This window comes from Amycolatopsis cihanbeyliensis (assembly GCF_006715045.1).
In the GTDB taxonomy this organism is placed as follows: domain Bacteria; phylum Actinomycetota; class Actinomycetes; order Mycobacteriales; family Pseudonocardiaceae; genus Amycolatopsis; species Amycolatopsis cihanbeyliensis.
Genome location: NZ_VFML01000002.1, coordinates 365,150 through 377,864 on the forward strand (window position 1 = coordinate 365,150; position 12,715 = coordinate 377,864).

A 12,715-nucleotide genomic window follows, 5' to 3' on the forward strand; every position below is an offset into this window, starting at 1 on the left:
TTGCCAACAACTCCTAAGTCTGTGCGGTGTCCGTGCGATCGGGCTCGGCAGGCGGGTCCGCCTCGCCGAGCAACTCCAGCACGGCGTCGGCCACCTCGCCGGGAGCGCGCTCGTCGGTGTCGATCTCCAGCATGGCGACCTCGCGGTAGATCGGCAGCCGCGCGTCCAGCAGCGCCTTGTAGGTGGCCCGCGGGTTGACCCCGGTCAGCAGCGGCCGCGCCGTGGACATCCCGGTGCGGCGGACACCCTCGGACATTCCGACGGCGAGGAACACGACCTTATGCGCGGCCAACCGCCGCCGGGTCTCCTCGGCCAGCACCGCGCCACCGCCGAGCGCGAGCACGCCCCCGTGTTCCTCGAGCGCGGTGGCGATGGCCGCACGTTCCAGTTCCCGGAAGGCGGGTTCGCCCTCGGCCGTGAAGATCTCCGAGATCGTCCTGCCCGCGCGGGCCTCGACGGCGTCGTCGCTGTCCAGGAACCCGGTGCCGAGCCGTTCGGCCAGCAATCGGCCCACGGTGGACTTGCCCGAGCCCGGAGGGCCGATCAGGACCGCCCGTGGTCTCACCATCGCTGCTCCAGCTCGCGCAGGTACGCCTCGGCATTGCGCTTGCTCTCCGCCAGCGAGTCGCCGCCGAACTTCTCCACCGCCGCGTCGGCGAGCACCAGCGCCACGACGGATTCGAGCACCACCCCGGCCCGCGGCACCGCGCACACGTCCGAACGCTGGTGGATCGCGACCGCGGCCTCACCGGTGGAGACATCCACCGTGGACAGCGCGCGGGGCACGGTGGAGATCGGTTTCATCGCCACCCGTACCCGCACCGGCTCGCCGTTGGTGATGCCACCTTCCAGGCCACCCGCCCGGTTCGACCGCCGCGTCACCCCGGTGACCCCGGAACCCGGGTCGATCTCGTCATGCGCCCCGCTACCCCACCGGCGCGCGGTGGTGAAGCCGTCGCCGACCTCGACGCCCTTCATGGCCTGCACGCCCATCAGCGCCCCGGCCAGCCGGGAGTCCAGCCTGCGGTCCCAGTGCACGTGGGAACCCAGCCCCGGCGGCAGCCCGTAGGTGATCACCTCGATCACCCCGCCGACGGTGTCCCCCGCCTTCCGTACGGCGTCCACCTCGGCCACCATGGCCTCGGTAGCGGCCTCGCCGAACGCCCGCACCGGGCTCTCGTCCACGGCCGCCAGGTCCTCGGGCCGCGGCAGCGGCCCCTCCGGAGCCTCGGCGCCGCCGATGGACACCACGTGGCTGACCACCTCGGCACCCAGCAACTGCCGCAGATAGGCCCGCGCGACCGTGCCCAGCGCCGTCCGGGACGCGGTCTCCCTGGCACTGGCACGCTCCAGCACCGGGCGCGCCTCGTCGAACCCGTACTTCTGCATACCGGCCAGATCGGCGTGCCCCGGGCGGGGCCGGGTCAGCGGCTCGTTGCGAGCCAGGCCCTCGAGCTCGGCCGGATCCACCGGATCGGCCGCCATGACCTTGTCCCACTTGGGCCATTCGGCGTTCTCGATCTGCACCGCGACCGGCCCGCCCTGGGTACGGCCGTGCCGGACCCCGCCCACGAACTCGACGCGGTCGGTCTCGAACCCCATCCGAGGGCTGCGGCCGAAGCCGAGCCTCCGCCGCGCGAGCTGCTCACCCAGGTCGGCGGTGGTGACTTCCACTCCGGCCACCATGCCCTCGAGTATGGCCGCGAGGGCGGGGCCATGCGATTCACCAGCGGTCATCCAGCGCAACACAGGGACGATCCTGTCACGAGCCACGCGAGGACGAATCAACTACCCACAGGCACCTCCCATCCGGTTCCCGGGAAAACGGTGACCAGCCAGGCGGCCGCGATCAGCCCGGGGCCGTGCGGCACCCCGTCCCGCCAGCGACCGGCCCGGCTCAGCCTCGCCACGGCCGCCATCGACGCGGCGGCCACCGCGGACAGGCAGGCCGCCAGCACCAGCACCGCCCAACCGCCCACGCCCAGCACGGCGCCGAGGCTGCCGGCGAGTTTCACGTCCCCGGCACCGAGCGCGCGGGGTGCGGCGAGATGCATCAGCAGGTGCGCGCCGCCGAACACCAGCGCACCGAGCAAGGCACTGGTGGCGAGGGCCGCATCGGGTGCGGCCGTGGCGGCGATGCCCAGCGCCAGCCCGACCGCCGCATACAGCGGCAGGGTCAGCACGTCCGGCAGCCGCCGGTGTGCGAGGTCCGCCAGCGCGAGCGGAACCCCGAACGCCGTGAGGACCAGCGGCACGGGCAGCCACCAGTCCGGCCACGCCTGTCCCCACCAGCGCCCGGCGACCACGGCCGCGAGCAACGCCGTGGCCAGCGCGCAGCTCGCCGCGGGCGTGGCCGCGGGAGGCCGTGCCCGGCCGAGCAGCCACCAGCCGGTCAGGCCTGCGCCCGCACCGGCCGCGGCGAAGAGGAGCATGACCACCAGTCCCATACCCACGAGCATCGAACAGGCGAGCGAACCAGGGCAAGGAACGGTAGGTGTGAACGGTCCGTTCAGCCATGCCGCCCGCGGTGGTCGGCACCGGGCCATCCCGGCCCCTTTACCCCTCGCCAACGCGATGACCTGCGGCGACAGCCCACGCACACCGCGCGAGCGCGTTCACCGGATCGTTCCGGGCGGCCCCGCGGACGGGGCGCGAACGGAGCGTTCGCTACGGCGTCATCCGCAACAGCGGCTTCCCCTCCGGGGTGCGGATCTCCAGTGCCTGGATATCGTCGTCCTGCAGCCTGGTCCCCACCGAGATGCGCACCGTGTCCTCGGCGACCGCGTGCCAGCTCGCCAGCTCGGCGAGCCCGCCGTCCCGCCGCACCGCCACCAGCGCGTAGTCCCCGCCGTTGCCCGCGCGGTAGGTACAGGACATCTCCACCTTGCTGCCCCATTCCAGGTTGGTGAGCCGCGCCGTGGCCTGCACCGGCACCGCGTACCGCGAGACCGGTGTCATGGCCACCCCGGCCGGTTCCTCGGGAGCGACGGGCAGCACCAGTGCGGCGACCGCGGCGGCACCGGCGGCGATGCCCACCACGGCGGCGGTCACCGTGCCCACCAGCGTGCGCCTGCGGGCTCGCCGTACCTTGCCGGTCAGCGCGGGCAGCAGGTGCGCGGGCGGCGGTTCGACCGGCACGGTCTCGGTGCGCGCCTGGGCGAGCAACCCGGGCATGCCGGCCAGCTCGCGCACCGAACGGGCGCAGTCGGCGCACATCCGCAGGTGCTGCTCGAAAGCGAACCGGTCCTCCGGGGACAGGGCGCCCAGCACGTAGGCGGCGTCGAACTCGCGGAACGGGTCCTCACCCGCGGGATCGTGCCCGGTCATGGGGTCACCCCCTTCTCCTCCATGATCAGCCGGAGCGCGCGCAGGGCATAGTGCGTGCGGGACTTGACCGTCCCCTCGGCGACACCGAGCCGCAACGCCGCGTCGGCCACCGAAAGGCCGTGGAAGTAGCACAGCATCAGCACCTCACGATGCCGGGGCGACAGGTCGCCGAGTGCCTCGGCGACCAGCCAGCCCTGCACGGCGCGCTCGGTCCCGTCCGGTTCGGCCAACTCGGGCGGGGCGTCGGTGGTCACCTCGGAGCGCGCGGCCGCCGAGCGCCAGCCGTCGATCGCGATGCGCCGGGCCACGGTGAACAGCCAGGCGCGCGCCGAGCCCTGCGACTGGTCCAGCACGCGGGGGTGCCGCCAGGCACGCAGCAGCGTCTCCTGGACCACGTCCTCGGCCCGCGCCCGGTCACCACTGGTGAGGTGGAGCGCGTAGGACCACAGCGCGGCAGCGTGATCGTCGTGCAGCGCACGCATGAGCTCGTCCTCGACCCCGTTCACCGGGGATCGCGCTCCCGGGCCATGGCCAGCAGCCAGAGTCCACCGCCGAGCACGCATACCGTCTCCGCCAGCGCGGCCAGCAACTGCGGGGAGCCGTCCAGCACACCCTGCATGCCGAACAGGCCCACCGTCACCGACAGCAGGAAGGCGCCGAGTGTGGCCGCGCCGAAGCCGACCGCGGCGAGCGCGGGCAGCCAGTGCCGCCAGCAGGCCACGCCGACCGCGATCACCACCCCCGCGATCACGTTCACCAGGAACAGCGGGCCGATGACCTCGATGTCGCGGTACCCGACCAGCCACAGGTCGAGGTGGACCCAGGCCGAACCCAGCAGGCCCAGCACGATCAGCCCGCGCAGCACCACCACGCTCATGCCCGCTCCGCTCCGTCGGCGTTCCGGTGACTCTGGCAGAGACACGAGCCTGCCGCTCTCCGGGTTCATTTCCGGCCCGGTCCGGCCCGGTAGTGAACCTCCCTGCGGGGCGGATCGTGTCAACGGGCATGACTGCCGAACTGCATACCCGTCGCACAGCACTCACCGTCGGGGCGGCCACCGCGGGCGCCGTCGCCGGCACGGTCGCGCTCACCGCGTGCGGATCCAGCGACTCCGGTTCGAACACGCCGCAGGACCAGACCGGCACCGGCACGGGCACCGGGACCGGCGCGGGAGACGCGCCGAGCGGCGACCAACCGCTGGCGGCGCTGGAGGACATCGGGGTGGGCGAGGCCAAAGCCGTCACGATGAACGGCGAGGACGTCATCGTGTCCCGGCCCGACGACACCACCGCGGCCGCGTTCAGCGCTGTCTGCACGCACCAGGGCTGCAAGGTCCAGCCGGACGGGGCCGAGCTGCGCTGCCCGTGCCACGGCTCGGTGTTCGACGCCGGCACCGGCGAGGTACGCAACGGCCCGGCGAGCGAGCCGCTGCCCAAGGTGAACGTCCGCGTGCAGGATGGCCAGATCCTGCCCGCCTGACCCAACCCCCAGAAAAGCCCTGAACGTGGCTTTCGGGACGTCAGATGTCCCGAAAGCCACGTTCACGACGTCCAACGTCCCGACAGTGGCGTTCAGGGCTCCCTCAGGACCAGGTGAAGAGGGGGTCGCCTGCCGCGACGGTGACCTCGGGGGTCAGCCCGCTCAGCACGTCGGCGGCGGCGTCCAGGGCCACCACGGGCACCATCGGGGAGTAACCGGCCGCGCTGACCGAATCCGGGTCCCAGCTGACGATCGGCTGGCCCGCCCGCACCGACTCACCCTTGACCACGTGCAGGGTGAACCCTTCGCCCTTCTGCTTCACCGTGTCGATCCCCAGGTGCACCAGCACCCCGCGGCCGTCCTCGGCCGTCACGACGAAGGCGTGCGGGTGCAGGGTCGCCACGGTCCCGGCCACCGGCGCCACCGCGTCGGCACGGCCGCCGCTCGGCCGCACGGCGATGCCGGGGCCGACCATGGCCTCGGCGAACACCGGGTCGGGCACCTCCGTCATCGGCGCGGTCACGCCGGACACCGGGCTCTGCACGGAGAGTGTCACATCAAGTCCTGGATATCGCTGGCGATGGTGTCCGCCTCGGGGCCGACGATGACCTGAACGACCGACCCCGCCTTCATCACCCCGTGCGCACCCGCCTTCTTCAGCGCGGCCTCGTCGACGAGGGAGCCGTCCTCCAGCTCACACCGCAGCCGGGTGATGCAACCCTCGATGTCGATGACGTTGTCGGCGCCACCGAGTGCCGCGAGAATCTGCTCCGGCCTTTCATCCGCCACAGCGGCCTCCTTGCTCTGTACGTGTCGCGTCGGCTGCAGCATCCCGCCGCGGGACAGCGATATCACCGCCGTGTCGAACACGAACTCGTAACGGTGGTTGACACCCGTCGCGCGGCGGAGCATTCTGCCCCATCAGCGAATGGTCTAGACCGGAACGTACCAATGTTCCGGCCCGGACGCGAGCGCACGTCGGATCAACGGGGAACGGAGGTGCCGGATGGATCCTACGACCGGTGCTTCCGTGGACCGCGTGGTGGAAGGGCCCACGCCGAAACACGCTCAACTCAGGGAGATCCTGCGCCGCAGCGTCGAGCGCGAGTTGCCACCGGGTTCTCCGATCCCTTCCGAACGCGAACTGGCCGAGCGCTACGACGTCTCCAGGCTCACGGTCCGCTCCGCGATCGGCAAGCTCGTCGAGGAAGGGCTGCTGTCCAGGGTGCGCGGCAAGGGCACCTTCACCGCCAGCAGGCGGATGGAGCTGCAGCTCTACCTGATGTCGTTCACCGACGACATGCGCCGCCGCGGGCTTTCCCCGACCACCGAGGTCGTCGGCACGACCATGGAGGTGCCCCCTGGCCCGACGGCGACCGCACTGCGCCTGGACGAGGGCGAGCCCGCGTACCGGCTCCGCAGGCTGCGCCGGGCCGACGGAGTGCCGTTGGCGGTGGAACGCGGCTGGTACCACCCGCGCAGGGTGCCCGGCCTGTTCGATCTCGACCTCACCGAGTCGCTGTACGCCCATCTGGCCGCCGGCTACGACCTTCGGCTGGATCACGCCTGGCAGACCGTCTGGGCGGAATCGGCGGACAAGGAAACAGCGTCGCTGCTCGGGATCCGTACCGGCAGCCCGCTGCTGGTCTTCCGGAGGGTCTCCAGCGCGCGCGGGGAACCGGTGGAAGACATGACGTCCTGGTACCGGGGAGATCACTACCAGCTCACCATGCAATTGGACCGGAGTACCCCGGATTCCGGTCACCTTGCGAAACATGGAGGTACCCGATGAGTACTACCTCGGAATCGGGGGCGAAGGGGCAACGCAAGGGGATGGCCGGGCTACAACGCTTCGGCCGCAGCCTCATGCTTCCCATCGCCACCCTGCCCGCCGCCGCACTGCTGCTGCGGTTCGGCCAAGCCGACATGCTGGGCGAGGACGGGCTCGGCTGGAACAAGATCGCCGAGGTGCTCGCCGCGGCAGGCGGCGGCCTCTTCAACTTCCTGCCGCTGCTGTTCGCGGTCGGTATCGCGGTCGGCTTCGCCCGCAAGGGCGACGGTTCAACCGGCGTGGCCGCGGTTGTCGGCTGGGTCGTGTTCAACCAGGTGGTGCAGGTCTTCGCCCCGATCAGCGAGCTGGAGGGCTTCGAAGAGGGCGCAGGCTGGTGGCTGAACCCTCTCAAGTGGCCCTACAGCGTGCTGGGCGGCATCGTGGTCGGCCTGGTCACCGCCGTGCTGTGGCAGCGGTTCCATCGCATCAAGCTACCGCCGTACCTGGCGTTCTTCGGCGGCCGCCGGTTCGTACCGATCATCAACTCGTTCGTACTGCTGCTCATCGGTGTGGTCTTCGGGTTGATCTTCCCGGTGATCGATGCCGGTATGCAGAATCTCGGTGAGGCGGTCACCGGCGCCCCGATCGTGGGTGGCGGCATCTACGGCATGCTGAACCGGCTGCTCATCCCGGTCGGCCTGCACCAGCTGCTGAACGTGCCGGTGTGGTTCATCTTCGACGGCGGCGACATCAACAACTTCTTCGACGGGGACCCGAACGCCGGCGCCTTCATGACCGGATTCTTCCCGATCTTCATGTTCGCCCTTCCCGCGGCGGCGTTGGCGATCTGGCACACCTCGCGGCCGAGCCAGAAGAAGGTCGTCGGCGGTATCATGTTCTCGGCGGCACTGACCGCGTTCCTCACCGGTGTCACCGAGCCGCTCGAGTTCGCCTTCATGTTCGTCGCGTTCCCGCTGTACATCCTGCACGCGGTGCTCACCGGGCTCTCCCTGGCCCTGGTCAACGCGCTGGACATCCACCTCGGCTTCGGCTTCTCCGCGGGTGCGATCGACTTCCTGCTGAACATGCGGGCCGAGGCGGCGAGCAACGCCTGGCTGCTGATCCCGATCGGCCTGGTCTACGCGGTGATCTACTACTTCCTCTTCCGGTTCGTGATCACCAAGTGGAACCTGCGCACCCCAGGCCGGGAGGACGACGAGGAGATCACGGCCGCGGAGACCCCCGAGGACCCCAAAGCCGCGGACAAGAACACCAAGGACGACGCGGCACCCCGGGCTTGACCCACGGAAACGGGAAGGATGATCCATGGTCGAGAGACGGGTCACGGTCGCCAGCAAGGTCGGCCTGCACGCACGGCCGGCCGCGCTGGTCGCCAAGACCGCCGCGGCGCAGCAGGTGCAGGTCACCATCGCCAAGGACGGTCACGACGCGGTGGCCGCGGGCAGCGTGCTCAACCTGATGACGTTGGCCGCCGGGCACGGTGACGAGGTCCTGATCAGCGCGGAGGGCGAAGGCGCGCAGGCCGCCGTCGACACGGTTGCCGATCTCGTGGCCAGCGATCTCGACGGCTAGTCCATATCTGCCTGTGAGTGGCCCGTTCCCGGCGACCTTCGCCGGGAACGGGTCACTCGTAGCTGTGGGCGGGGAAGCCGCGGGTGCGGCTGACCTTCTCGATGATCCGCCAGCGTTCGAGGTTGTGCCGGGCGTCGGCGAGCGCGTCGTGCGCGTCCTCGGGCGGGGTGGGCAGCTTCGGCTTGCCGACGTCCTCCCAGCGCTGCCGCAGGTCCCTGGTGAACCGCGGCAGCTGGCGCGGCAACGCCGGCATCGGGCCCCACAGCTGGGCGAGCGCGACGTGGTCGTAGGCGGCGAACCAGGCCCACAGCTCGATCCCACCGGGCGGCTTACCGAAGAACTCCAGCAGGTCGGACCGGATGCGCGCGCGGCTGCGCCAGGCCGGGTCGCCCGGCGAGGGCAGCTTCGGCAGGACGTTCTCCCGCACCCACGGCCCGGCCTTGCCCGGGTCGAAGTCGGTGGACACGGCGTAGAACTCGCGCCCCCTGGCATCTACGACACCGATCGAAACCAGGTCGATGGTCACGCCGTCCTCGATGAACTCGGTGTCGTAGAAGAATCGCACCGGGGCACCCTAATAGGTGCGTTCGGTCTAGCCGGCCTTGGTCTCCGGGAGCCTGCCGGCCTCCCTGCCCGAGGCCGCCTGGGTGGGCACGGCCGGCCGTATCCCACCGGCCTCCGCATCCGCCAGCTCCTTGGCCCTGGCCGCGTAGATGTCCACGTACTCCTGGCCGGACAGTTCCATCAGGGCGTACATGATCTCGTCGGTGATCGACCGCTCGACGAAGCGGTCGCCGGAGAGACCCTCGTAGCGGGAGAAGTCCAGTGGCTTGCCGAAGCGGACCTCGAGCCGGCGCGGTCGCCACATCTTCGACCCGATCGGGTTCACCTTGTCGGTTCCGAGCACCGCCACCGGCACGACCACTCCGCCGGACTCCAGCGCGATCCGGGCGACCCCGGTCTTGCCCTTGTACAGCCTGCCGTCCGGGGATCGGGTGCCCTCCGGGTAGATCCCCAGCAGGTGCCCCGCACGGACCAGCCGGATCGCGGTGTCCAGCGCGGCCTGCGCCGCGGAGCCACCGGAGCGGTCGATCGGGAACTGGCCGACCCCGAGGAAGAACCACTTCTTCAGCCGGCCCTTGATCCCCTTCTCGGTGAAGTACTCCTGCTTGGCGGGAAAGGTCACCTTGCGCTTGACGTAGAGCGGCATGAAGAAGGAGTCCGCCACCGCGATGTGGTTACCGGCGAGGATGGCGCCACCGGAGTCCGGGACGTTCTCCAGGCCGACGACCTTCATCGGCCACAGGAGCCGAAGCACCGGCCCGAGCAGCACATACTTCATCAGCCAGTACAGCACCGCGCCATGTCCTCCTCGCTGCCGGTTCGGGGCAAGACCGCTCCGGCCATCCAGCCTACGAAGCGCCAGCGTACGCGCACAACGGCCGGAGGTCCGGTTGCGTCGTGGCAGCGACACATGTCACATGGTCGGTAGCCCCGTTCGGCTCCGCGGACGGACCCGCCGGGGTGTCCGGTCGTGCGACCATGGCAGGTGGCAGAGCTCAACCGGAGGACGATCGCGAATGCCTGTGCTCGCCGGCGCGGAACCGTTCGCGCACACCGGCCCGACCGGGTCCGGGGTGTTGCCGTGTCATGGCCTCGCCGGCACGCCCGCGAGCATGCGCCCGCGGGGTGCGTACCTCGCCGAGAGCGTGCGCAGCACGGAGTTCACCGAGGTCCTACCGCGGGACAGCTTCCATGTGGCGACGCCGGACCACGACGCCCCGCTGGTCTTCGAGCGCAGTCTCGATGTCGTACGGGCACACCAGCCGCTGGGGGCGCCGGGCCGCGGACCGCGGCGAGAAGGAGCCGAGGCATGAGCCCCGAAAGCGACGCCTCGCGAGCATCGCAGGTCCGGCCCACGGGCCCAGGAGCGCAGCGAGAAGGAGCCGAGGCATGAGCAGGGTGGGTGGCAGCGACGGCCCGGAGGACGTGGACGCCACGTTCGCCGAGATCGTCGCCGACCTGCGCGCGCAGGGGGTGGGCGACGGCCTGGGCAAGGGCGACACGGAGGAGCCGGAGACCCGGCGGGAGAGGAACACCGGCGACACCGAGGAGGTCGGCGACGGCGGGGAAAGCGAGGAAAGGGGAGTGTCGCGGCCACCGGCACGACCGGCCTCGGACTGGCGAAGTAGCGACACCGAGTGGGACGCCACCATGCTGGACGGCTCCCAGCCCGCGGGGGGCGGGACCGAGGACGAGGACGAGCACTACGTCCCGCCGGAGCCGCCGCCGTTGCCGAAGCCCCGCAAGGGCGCCATCGTGGTGCTGCTGTTCTTCGTGATCGCGCTGGTACTGCTGATCGCGCCGGGCCTGGTGGGACTGTCCAGCTCGGTCGGCACCCCGCTCGGGCTGCTCGGCCTCGCCGCCGCGCTCGCGCTGCTCCTGCTGCGGGTCAAGCAAGGCCCGCCGGACGGCGCCGACCCGAGTACCGGCGCGCAGGTGTGACCGGCCGACCCGGGCTGCGCCGTGCGGATCGACTTCCACCCCTCCCGCCGATCGACCGTCGGCGCGGAATGGGAGCTCGCCCTGATCGAGGCGGACACCGGTGAGCTGGCCTCGGTGGCCGAGCGAATCGTCACCGATGTCTGCCCGGCCGGCAGCCCGGCGCACCCGAAGATCAAGCACGAGCTGCTGCTGAACACCGTGGAGGTGACCACCGGCGTCTGCTCGACGGTCGGCGAGGTGCGCGCGGACCTCGCCGACTCGGTCGAGCTGGTGCGCTCGGTCACCGACCCGCTCGGGATCGAGCTGTTCTGCGCGGGCGCCCACCCCTTCTCCAGCTGGACACGGCAGAAGGTGACGAACAAGGAACGCTACGCCAAGCTGATCGACCGCACCCAGTGGTGGGGCAGGCAGATGCTGATCTACGGCGTGCACGTGCACGTCGGTATCGACCACCGCGGCAAGGTGCTGCCGATCCTGGACGCGCTGCTGAACCACGCGCCGCACCTGCAGGCGCTTTCGGCCTCCTCGCCCTACTGGGCCGGCGAGGACACCGGGTACGCGTCGAACCGCGCCCTGATGTTCCAGCAGCTACCGACCGCGGGGCTGCCGTTCCAGTTCCGGCACTGGTCGGAGCTGGAAAGCTATGTGGCGGACATGTTCGTCACCGGGGTGATCGACCACTTCTCCGAGATCCGCTGGGACATCCGGCCCGCGCCGCACTTCGGCACCATCGAGAACCGGGTGTGCGACGGCCTGCCGACGCTGGCCGAGGTGTCCGCGGTCACCGCGCTGACCCAGTGCCTCGTGGAGGACCTCAGCACCCGGCTGGACGCGGGCGAGCGGCTGCCGACCCTGCCGCCGTGGCATGTCCAGGAGAACAAGTGGCGGGCGGCACGGTACGGGATGGATGCCATCGTGATCACCGACGCGGCCGGAAACGAGCGGCTGGTGACCGAGGACCTCGCCGACCTGCTGGAGCGGCTGGAACCGGTGGCCAAGCAGCTGGACTGCGTGACCGAGCTGCGCGGGGTGGCCGAGATCCTGGACCGGGGCGCCAGCTACCAGCGGCAGCGCGCGGTCGCGCTGGCCAACGGCGGGAACCTGGGCGCCGTGGTGAACGCGCTGGTCGCCGAGCTGCGCGCGGGCTCCCCTTCCGGCCCGGCAGGCTAGTCGAGCTCCAGCAGGTCGAGCAGGCTACGCGGGCCGAGCACGGCGGCACCCTCGCCCTGTGCCCTTGCCCGTAGCTCCCGGTCGGCGGTCACCACCACGACGTGGTCCCGTGGCCGGTCGGCCAGTGCCCCGCGGGCGGTGTCCACCACGGCCTGGTCGCCGTCCCGCTCGGCGGCGACCACCTCCACCAGCCCGTCCGGCGGGGTGTCCCGTGCCCGACCCTCGACCACCAGTATCACCCGCGGCCACCAGGACCACTCCCCCTCGGCCGGCAGGCCCAGGTCGATGCCGCGCACCCGGGCTAGGCCACCGAGCCGGTCGCGCAACCGGACCGCGGCGGCGGCGCGGTCCCGCCACCAGCCGTCCGGCCGCGAGCCGATCACGTTCGCCGCGTCCACCACCAGCACCAGCTCCCGTTCGAGCTGCGCGCGCAGCCGCGGCCAGGCCGCGGCGAAATCCCGGTGCAGCGGAAGCCGCTCCACCTGCCCGGCCGGCACCCAGCGCAGCTCGGCGCTCTCCCTGCTGATCGCCCGCGGCCGGACCGGGCCACGCGCGGTGGCCAGCACGGTGGTGTAGCTCCAGGTGCCGTGGTCCTCGGTGGAGGCCGCGAGTACCCACACCGCCTCGGCCGCGACGGCGGCCTCCTCCTCGGCCTCCCTGGTGGCGGCCTGTGCCGGACTCTCCTCCGGCCGCACGGCGCCGCCCGGCAACGCCCAGGTACGGCCGTGGTGTGTCCACCAGGCCCTGCGCTGCAGCAGCACGCCGCGCTCGGGGTCGGACAGCAGCAGCCCGGCCGCGCCGTACCGTCCCCAGTGCCGGTTGCCGCAGGCGCACTTCACGAAGCCTTCCCCGTCACCGAGCAGCATCCGG

Annotated in this window: 18 protein-coding genes; 7 read left to right on the forward strand and 11 right to left on the reverse strand. The window is 71.3% G+C overall.

What is annotated here, in order from left to right; all coding sequences use genetic code 11:
• Positions 1-13: 13 nt before the first annotated feature.
• From FB471_RS30200 to FB471_RS30225, 6 genes are all read right to left on the reverse strand, one after another.
• The gene (locus FB471_RS30200; protein WP_142003167.1) at positions 14-568 is read right to left on the reverse strand and encodes a shikimate kinase; all 555 of its coding nucleotides are present in this window, start codon (positions 566-568) and stop codon (positions 14-16) included.
• A complete protein-coding gene (gene aroC, locus FB471_RS30205; protein ID WP_142003169.1) occupies positions 562-1,749 on the reverse strand; it encodes a chorismate synthase in 1,188 nt (395 codons plus the stop codon). Before aroC ends, FB471_RS30200 begins: the two co-directional genes overlap by 7 nt.
• A gap of 35 nt (positions 1,750-1,784) precedes the next feature.
• Positions 1,785-2,447 carry a prepilin peptidase gene (locus tag FB471_RS30210; RefSeq protein ID WP_246076798.1) on the reverse strand — a complete coding sequence of 221 codons (663 nt, stop codon included), beginning with the start codon at positions 2,445-2,447 and terminating at the stop codon, positions 1,785-1,787.
• Positions 2,448-2,667: 220 nt separating this feature from the next.
• Entirely contained in the window at positions 2,668-3,327 is a 660-nt protein-coding gene (locus FB471_RS30215) for an anti-sigma factor family protein (RefSeq protein WP_142003171.1), read from the reverse strand.
• A complete protein-coding gene (locus tag FB471_RS30220) occupies positions 3,324-3,833 on the reverse strand; it encodes a sigma-70 family RNA polymerase sigma factor (protein ID WP_281287459.1) in 510 nt (169 codons plus the stop codon). Before FB471_RS30220 ends, FB471_RS30215 begins: the two co-directional genes overlap by 4 nt.
• Positions 3,830-4,204, reverse strand: coding sequence for a hypothetical protein (locus tag FB471_RS30225; RefSeq protein WP_142003175.1), 375 nt, complete (start codon positions 4,202-4,204; stop codon positions 3,830-3,832). Before FB471_RS30225 ends, FB471_RS30220 begins: the two co-directional genes overlap by 4 nt.
• 128 nt (positions 4,205-4,332) lie before the next feature.
• Here FB471_RS30225 and FB471_RS30230 point away from each other — a divergent pair, with 128 nt between their 5' ends.
• Positions 4,333-4,806 carry a QcrA and Rieske domain-containing protein gene (locus tag FB471_RS30230; RefSeq protein WP_142003177.1) on the forward strand — a complete coding sequence of 158 codons (474 nt, stop codon included), beginning with the start codon at positions 4,333-4,335 and terminating at the stop codon, positions 4,804-4,806.
• 103 nt (positions 4,807-4,909) lie between these two features.
• Here the strand turns inward: FB471_RS30230 and FB471_RS30235 are convergent, their stop codons facing one another.
• Positions 4,910-5,362, reverse strand: coding sequence for a PTS sugar transporter subunit IIA (locus tag FB471_RS30235; protein ID WP_142003179.1), 453 nt, complete (start codon positions 5,360-5,362; stop codon positions 4,910-4,912).
• Positions 5,359-5,595, reverse strand: a complete 237-nt coding sequence (locus tag FB471_RS30240; RefSeq protein WP_142003181.1) for a PTS sugar transporter subunit IIB — start codon at positions 5,593-5,595, stop codon at positions 5,359-5,361. Before FB471_RS30240 ends, FB471_RS30235 begins: the two co-directional genes overlap by 4 nt.
• 217 nt (positions 5,596-5,812) lie before the next feature.
• Here FB471_RS30240 and FB471_RS30245 point away from each other — a divergent pair, with 217 nt between their 5' ends.
• Genes FB471_RS30245 through FB471_RS30255 form a run of 3 tightly spaced genes read left to right on the forward strand, consistent with a single transcriptional unit; the run spans position 5,813 to position 8,170 of the window.
• The gene (locus tag FB471_RS30245; RefSeq protein ID WP_142003183.1) at positions 5,813-6,598 is read left to right on the forward strand and encodes a GntR family transcriptional regulator; all 786 of its coding nucleotides are present in this window, start codon (positions 5,813-5,815) and stop codon (positions 6,596-6,598) included.
• The gene (locus FB471_RS30250; protein ID WP_142003185.1) at positions 6,595-7,878 is read left to right on the forward strand and encodes a PTS transporter subunit EIIC; all 1,284 of its coding nucleotides are present in this window, start codon (positions 6,595-6,597) and stop codon (positions 7,876-7,878) included. The genes FB471_RS30245 and FB471_RS30250 overlap by 4 nt, the downstream gene beginning before the upstream one ends.
• 25 nt (positions 7,879-7,903) lie before the next feature.
• Positions 7,904-8,170, forward strand: coding sequence for an HPr family phosphocarrier protein (locus tag FB471_RS30255; RefSeq protein ID WP_142003187.1), 267 nt, complete (start codon positions 7,904-7,906; stop codon positions 8,168-8,170).
• Between the two features lie 52 nt (positions 8,171-8,222).
• On the opposite strand, the gene FB471_RS30260 is transcribed toward FB471_RS30255, so the two are convergent.
• Together FB471_RS30260 and FB471_RS30265 are read right to left on the reverse strand one after the other, a co-directional pair.
• Positions 8,223-8,735 carry a polyadenylate-specific 3'-exoribonuclease AS gene (locus FB471_RS30260; RefSeq protein ID WP_142003189.1) on the reverse strand — a complete coding sequence of 171 codons (513 nt, stop codon included), beginning with the start codon at positions 8,733-8,735 and terminating at the stop codon, positions 8,223-8,225.
• 27 nt (positions 8,736-8,762) lie between these two features.
• Positions 8,763-9,527 carry a lysophospholipid acyltransferase family protein gene (locus FB471_RS30265; protein ID WP_142003191.1) on the reverse strand — a complete coding sequence of 255 codons (765 nt, stop codon included), beginning with the start codon at positions 9,525-9,527 and terminating at the stop codon, positions 8,763-8,765.
• A gap of 223 nt (positions 9,528-9,750) precedes the next feature.
• Between FB471_RS30265 and FB471_RS36030 the strand changes: the two genes are divergently transcribed.
• The 3 genes from FB471_RS36030 to FB471_RS30280 all read left to right on the forward strand — a co-directional run bounded on the left by FB471_RS36030 (position 9,751) and on the right by FB471_RS30280 (position 11,845).
• Positions 9,751-10,047, forward strand: coding sequence for a hypothetical protein (locus FB471_RS36030; protein ID WP_425457122.1), 297 nt, complete (start codon positions 9,751-9,753; stop codon positions 10,045-10,047).
• A gap of 76 nt (positions 10,048-10,123) precedes the next feature.
• Positions 10,124-10,675: a hypothetical protein gene (locus FB471_RS30275; RefSeq protein ID WP_142003193.1), complete on the forward strand. Its 552-nt coding sequence runs from the start codon at positions 10,124-10,126 to the stop codon at positions 10,673-10,675.
• Positions 10,676-10,696: 21 nt separating this feature from the next.
• A complete protein-coding gene (locus tag FB471_RS30280; protein ID WP_142003195.1) occupies positions 10,697-11,845 on the forward strand; it encodes a glutamate--cysteine ligase in 1,149 nt (382 codons plus the stop codon).
• On the opposite strand, the gene FB471_RS30285 is transcribed toward FB471_RS30280, so the two are convergent.
• Entirely contained in the window at positions 11,842-12,711 is an 870-nt protein-coding gene (locus tag FB471_RS30285; protein WP_142003197.1) for an NUDIX domain-containing protein, read from the reverse strand. The two genes, FB471_RS30280 and FB471_RS30285, sit on opposite strands and share 4 nt — an antisense overlap.
• Between the last annotated feature and the right edge of the window lie 4 nt (positions 12,712-12,715).

Excerpts from the sequence above, each read along its gene's own strand:
- FB471_RS30285 (WP_142003197.1), bottom strand. The coding sequence starts at position 12,711 with ATGCTGCTCGGTGACGGGGAAGGCTTCGTGAAGTGCGCCTGCGGCAAC.
- FB471_RS30200 (WP_142003167.1), bottom strand. The coding sequence starts at position 568 with ATGGTGAGACCACGGGCGGTCCTGATCGGCCCTCCGGGCTCGGGCAAG.
- FB471_RS30210 (WP_246076798.1), bottom strand. The coding sequence starts at position 2,447 with ATGGGACTGGTGGTCATGCTCCTCTTCGCCGCGGCCGGTGCGGGCGCA.
- FB471_RS36030 (WP_425457122.1), top strand. The coding sequence starts at position 9,751 with ATGCCTGTGCTCGCCGGCGCGGAACCGTTCGCGCACACCGGCCCGACC.
- FB471_RS30245 (WP_142003183.1), top strand. The coding sequence starts at position 5,813 with ATGGATCCTACGACCGGTGCTTCCGTGGACCGCGTGGTGGAAGGGCCC.
- FB471_RS30275 (WP_142003193.1), top strand. The coding sequence starts at position 10,124 with ATGAGCAGGGTGGGTGGCAGCGACGGCCCGGAGGACGTGGACGCCACG.
- FB471_RS30230 (WP_142003177.1), top strand. The coding sequence starts at position 4,333 with ATGACTGCCGAACTGCATACCCGTCGCACAGCACTCACCGTCGGGGCG.
- FB471_RS30250 (WP_142003185.1), top strand. The coding sequence starts at position 6,595 with ATGAGTACTACCTCGGAATCGGGGGCGAAGGGGCAACGCAAGGGGATG.
- FB471_RS30215 (WP_142003171.1), bottom strand. The coding sequence starts at position 3,327 with ATGACCGGGCACGATCCCGCGGGTGAGGACCCGTTCCGCGAGTTCGAC.
- FB471_RS30225 (WP_142003175.1), bottom strand. The coding sequence starts at position 4,204 with ATGAGCGTGGTGGTGCTGCGCGGGCTGATCGTGCTGGGCCTGCTGGGT.
- FB471_RS30255 (WP_142003187.1), top strand. The coding sequence starts at position 7,904 with ATGGTCGAGAGACGGGTCACGGTCGCCAGCAAGGTCGGCCTGCACGCA.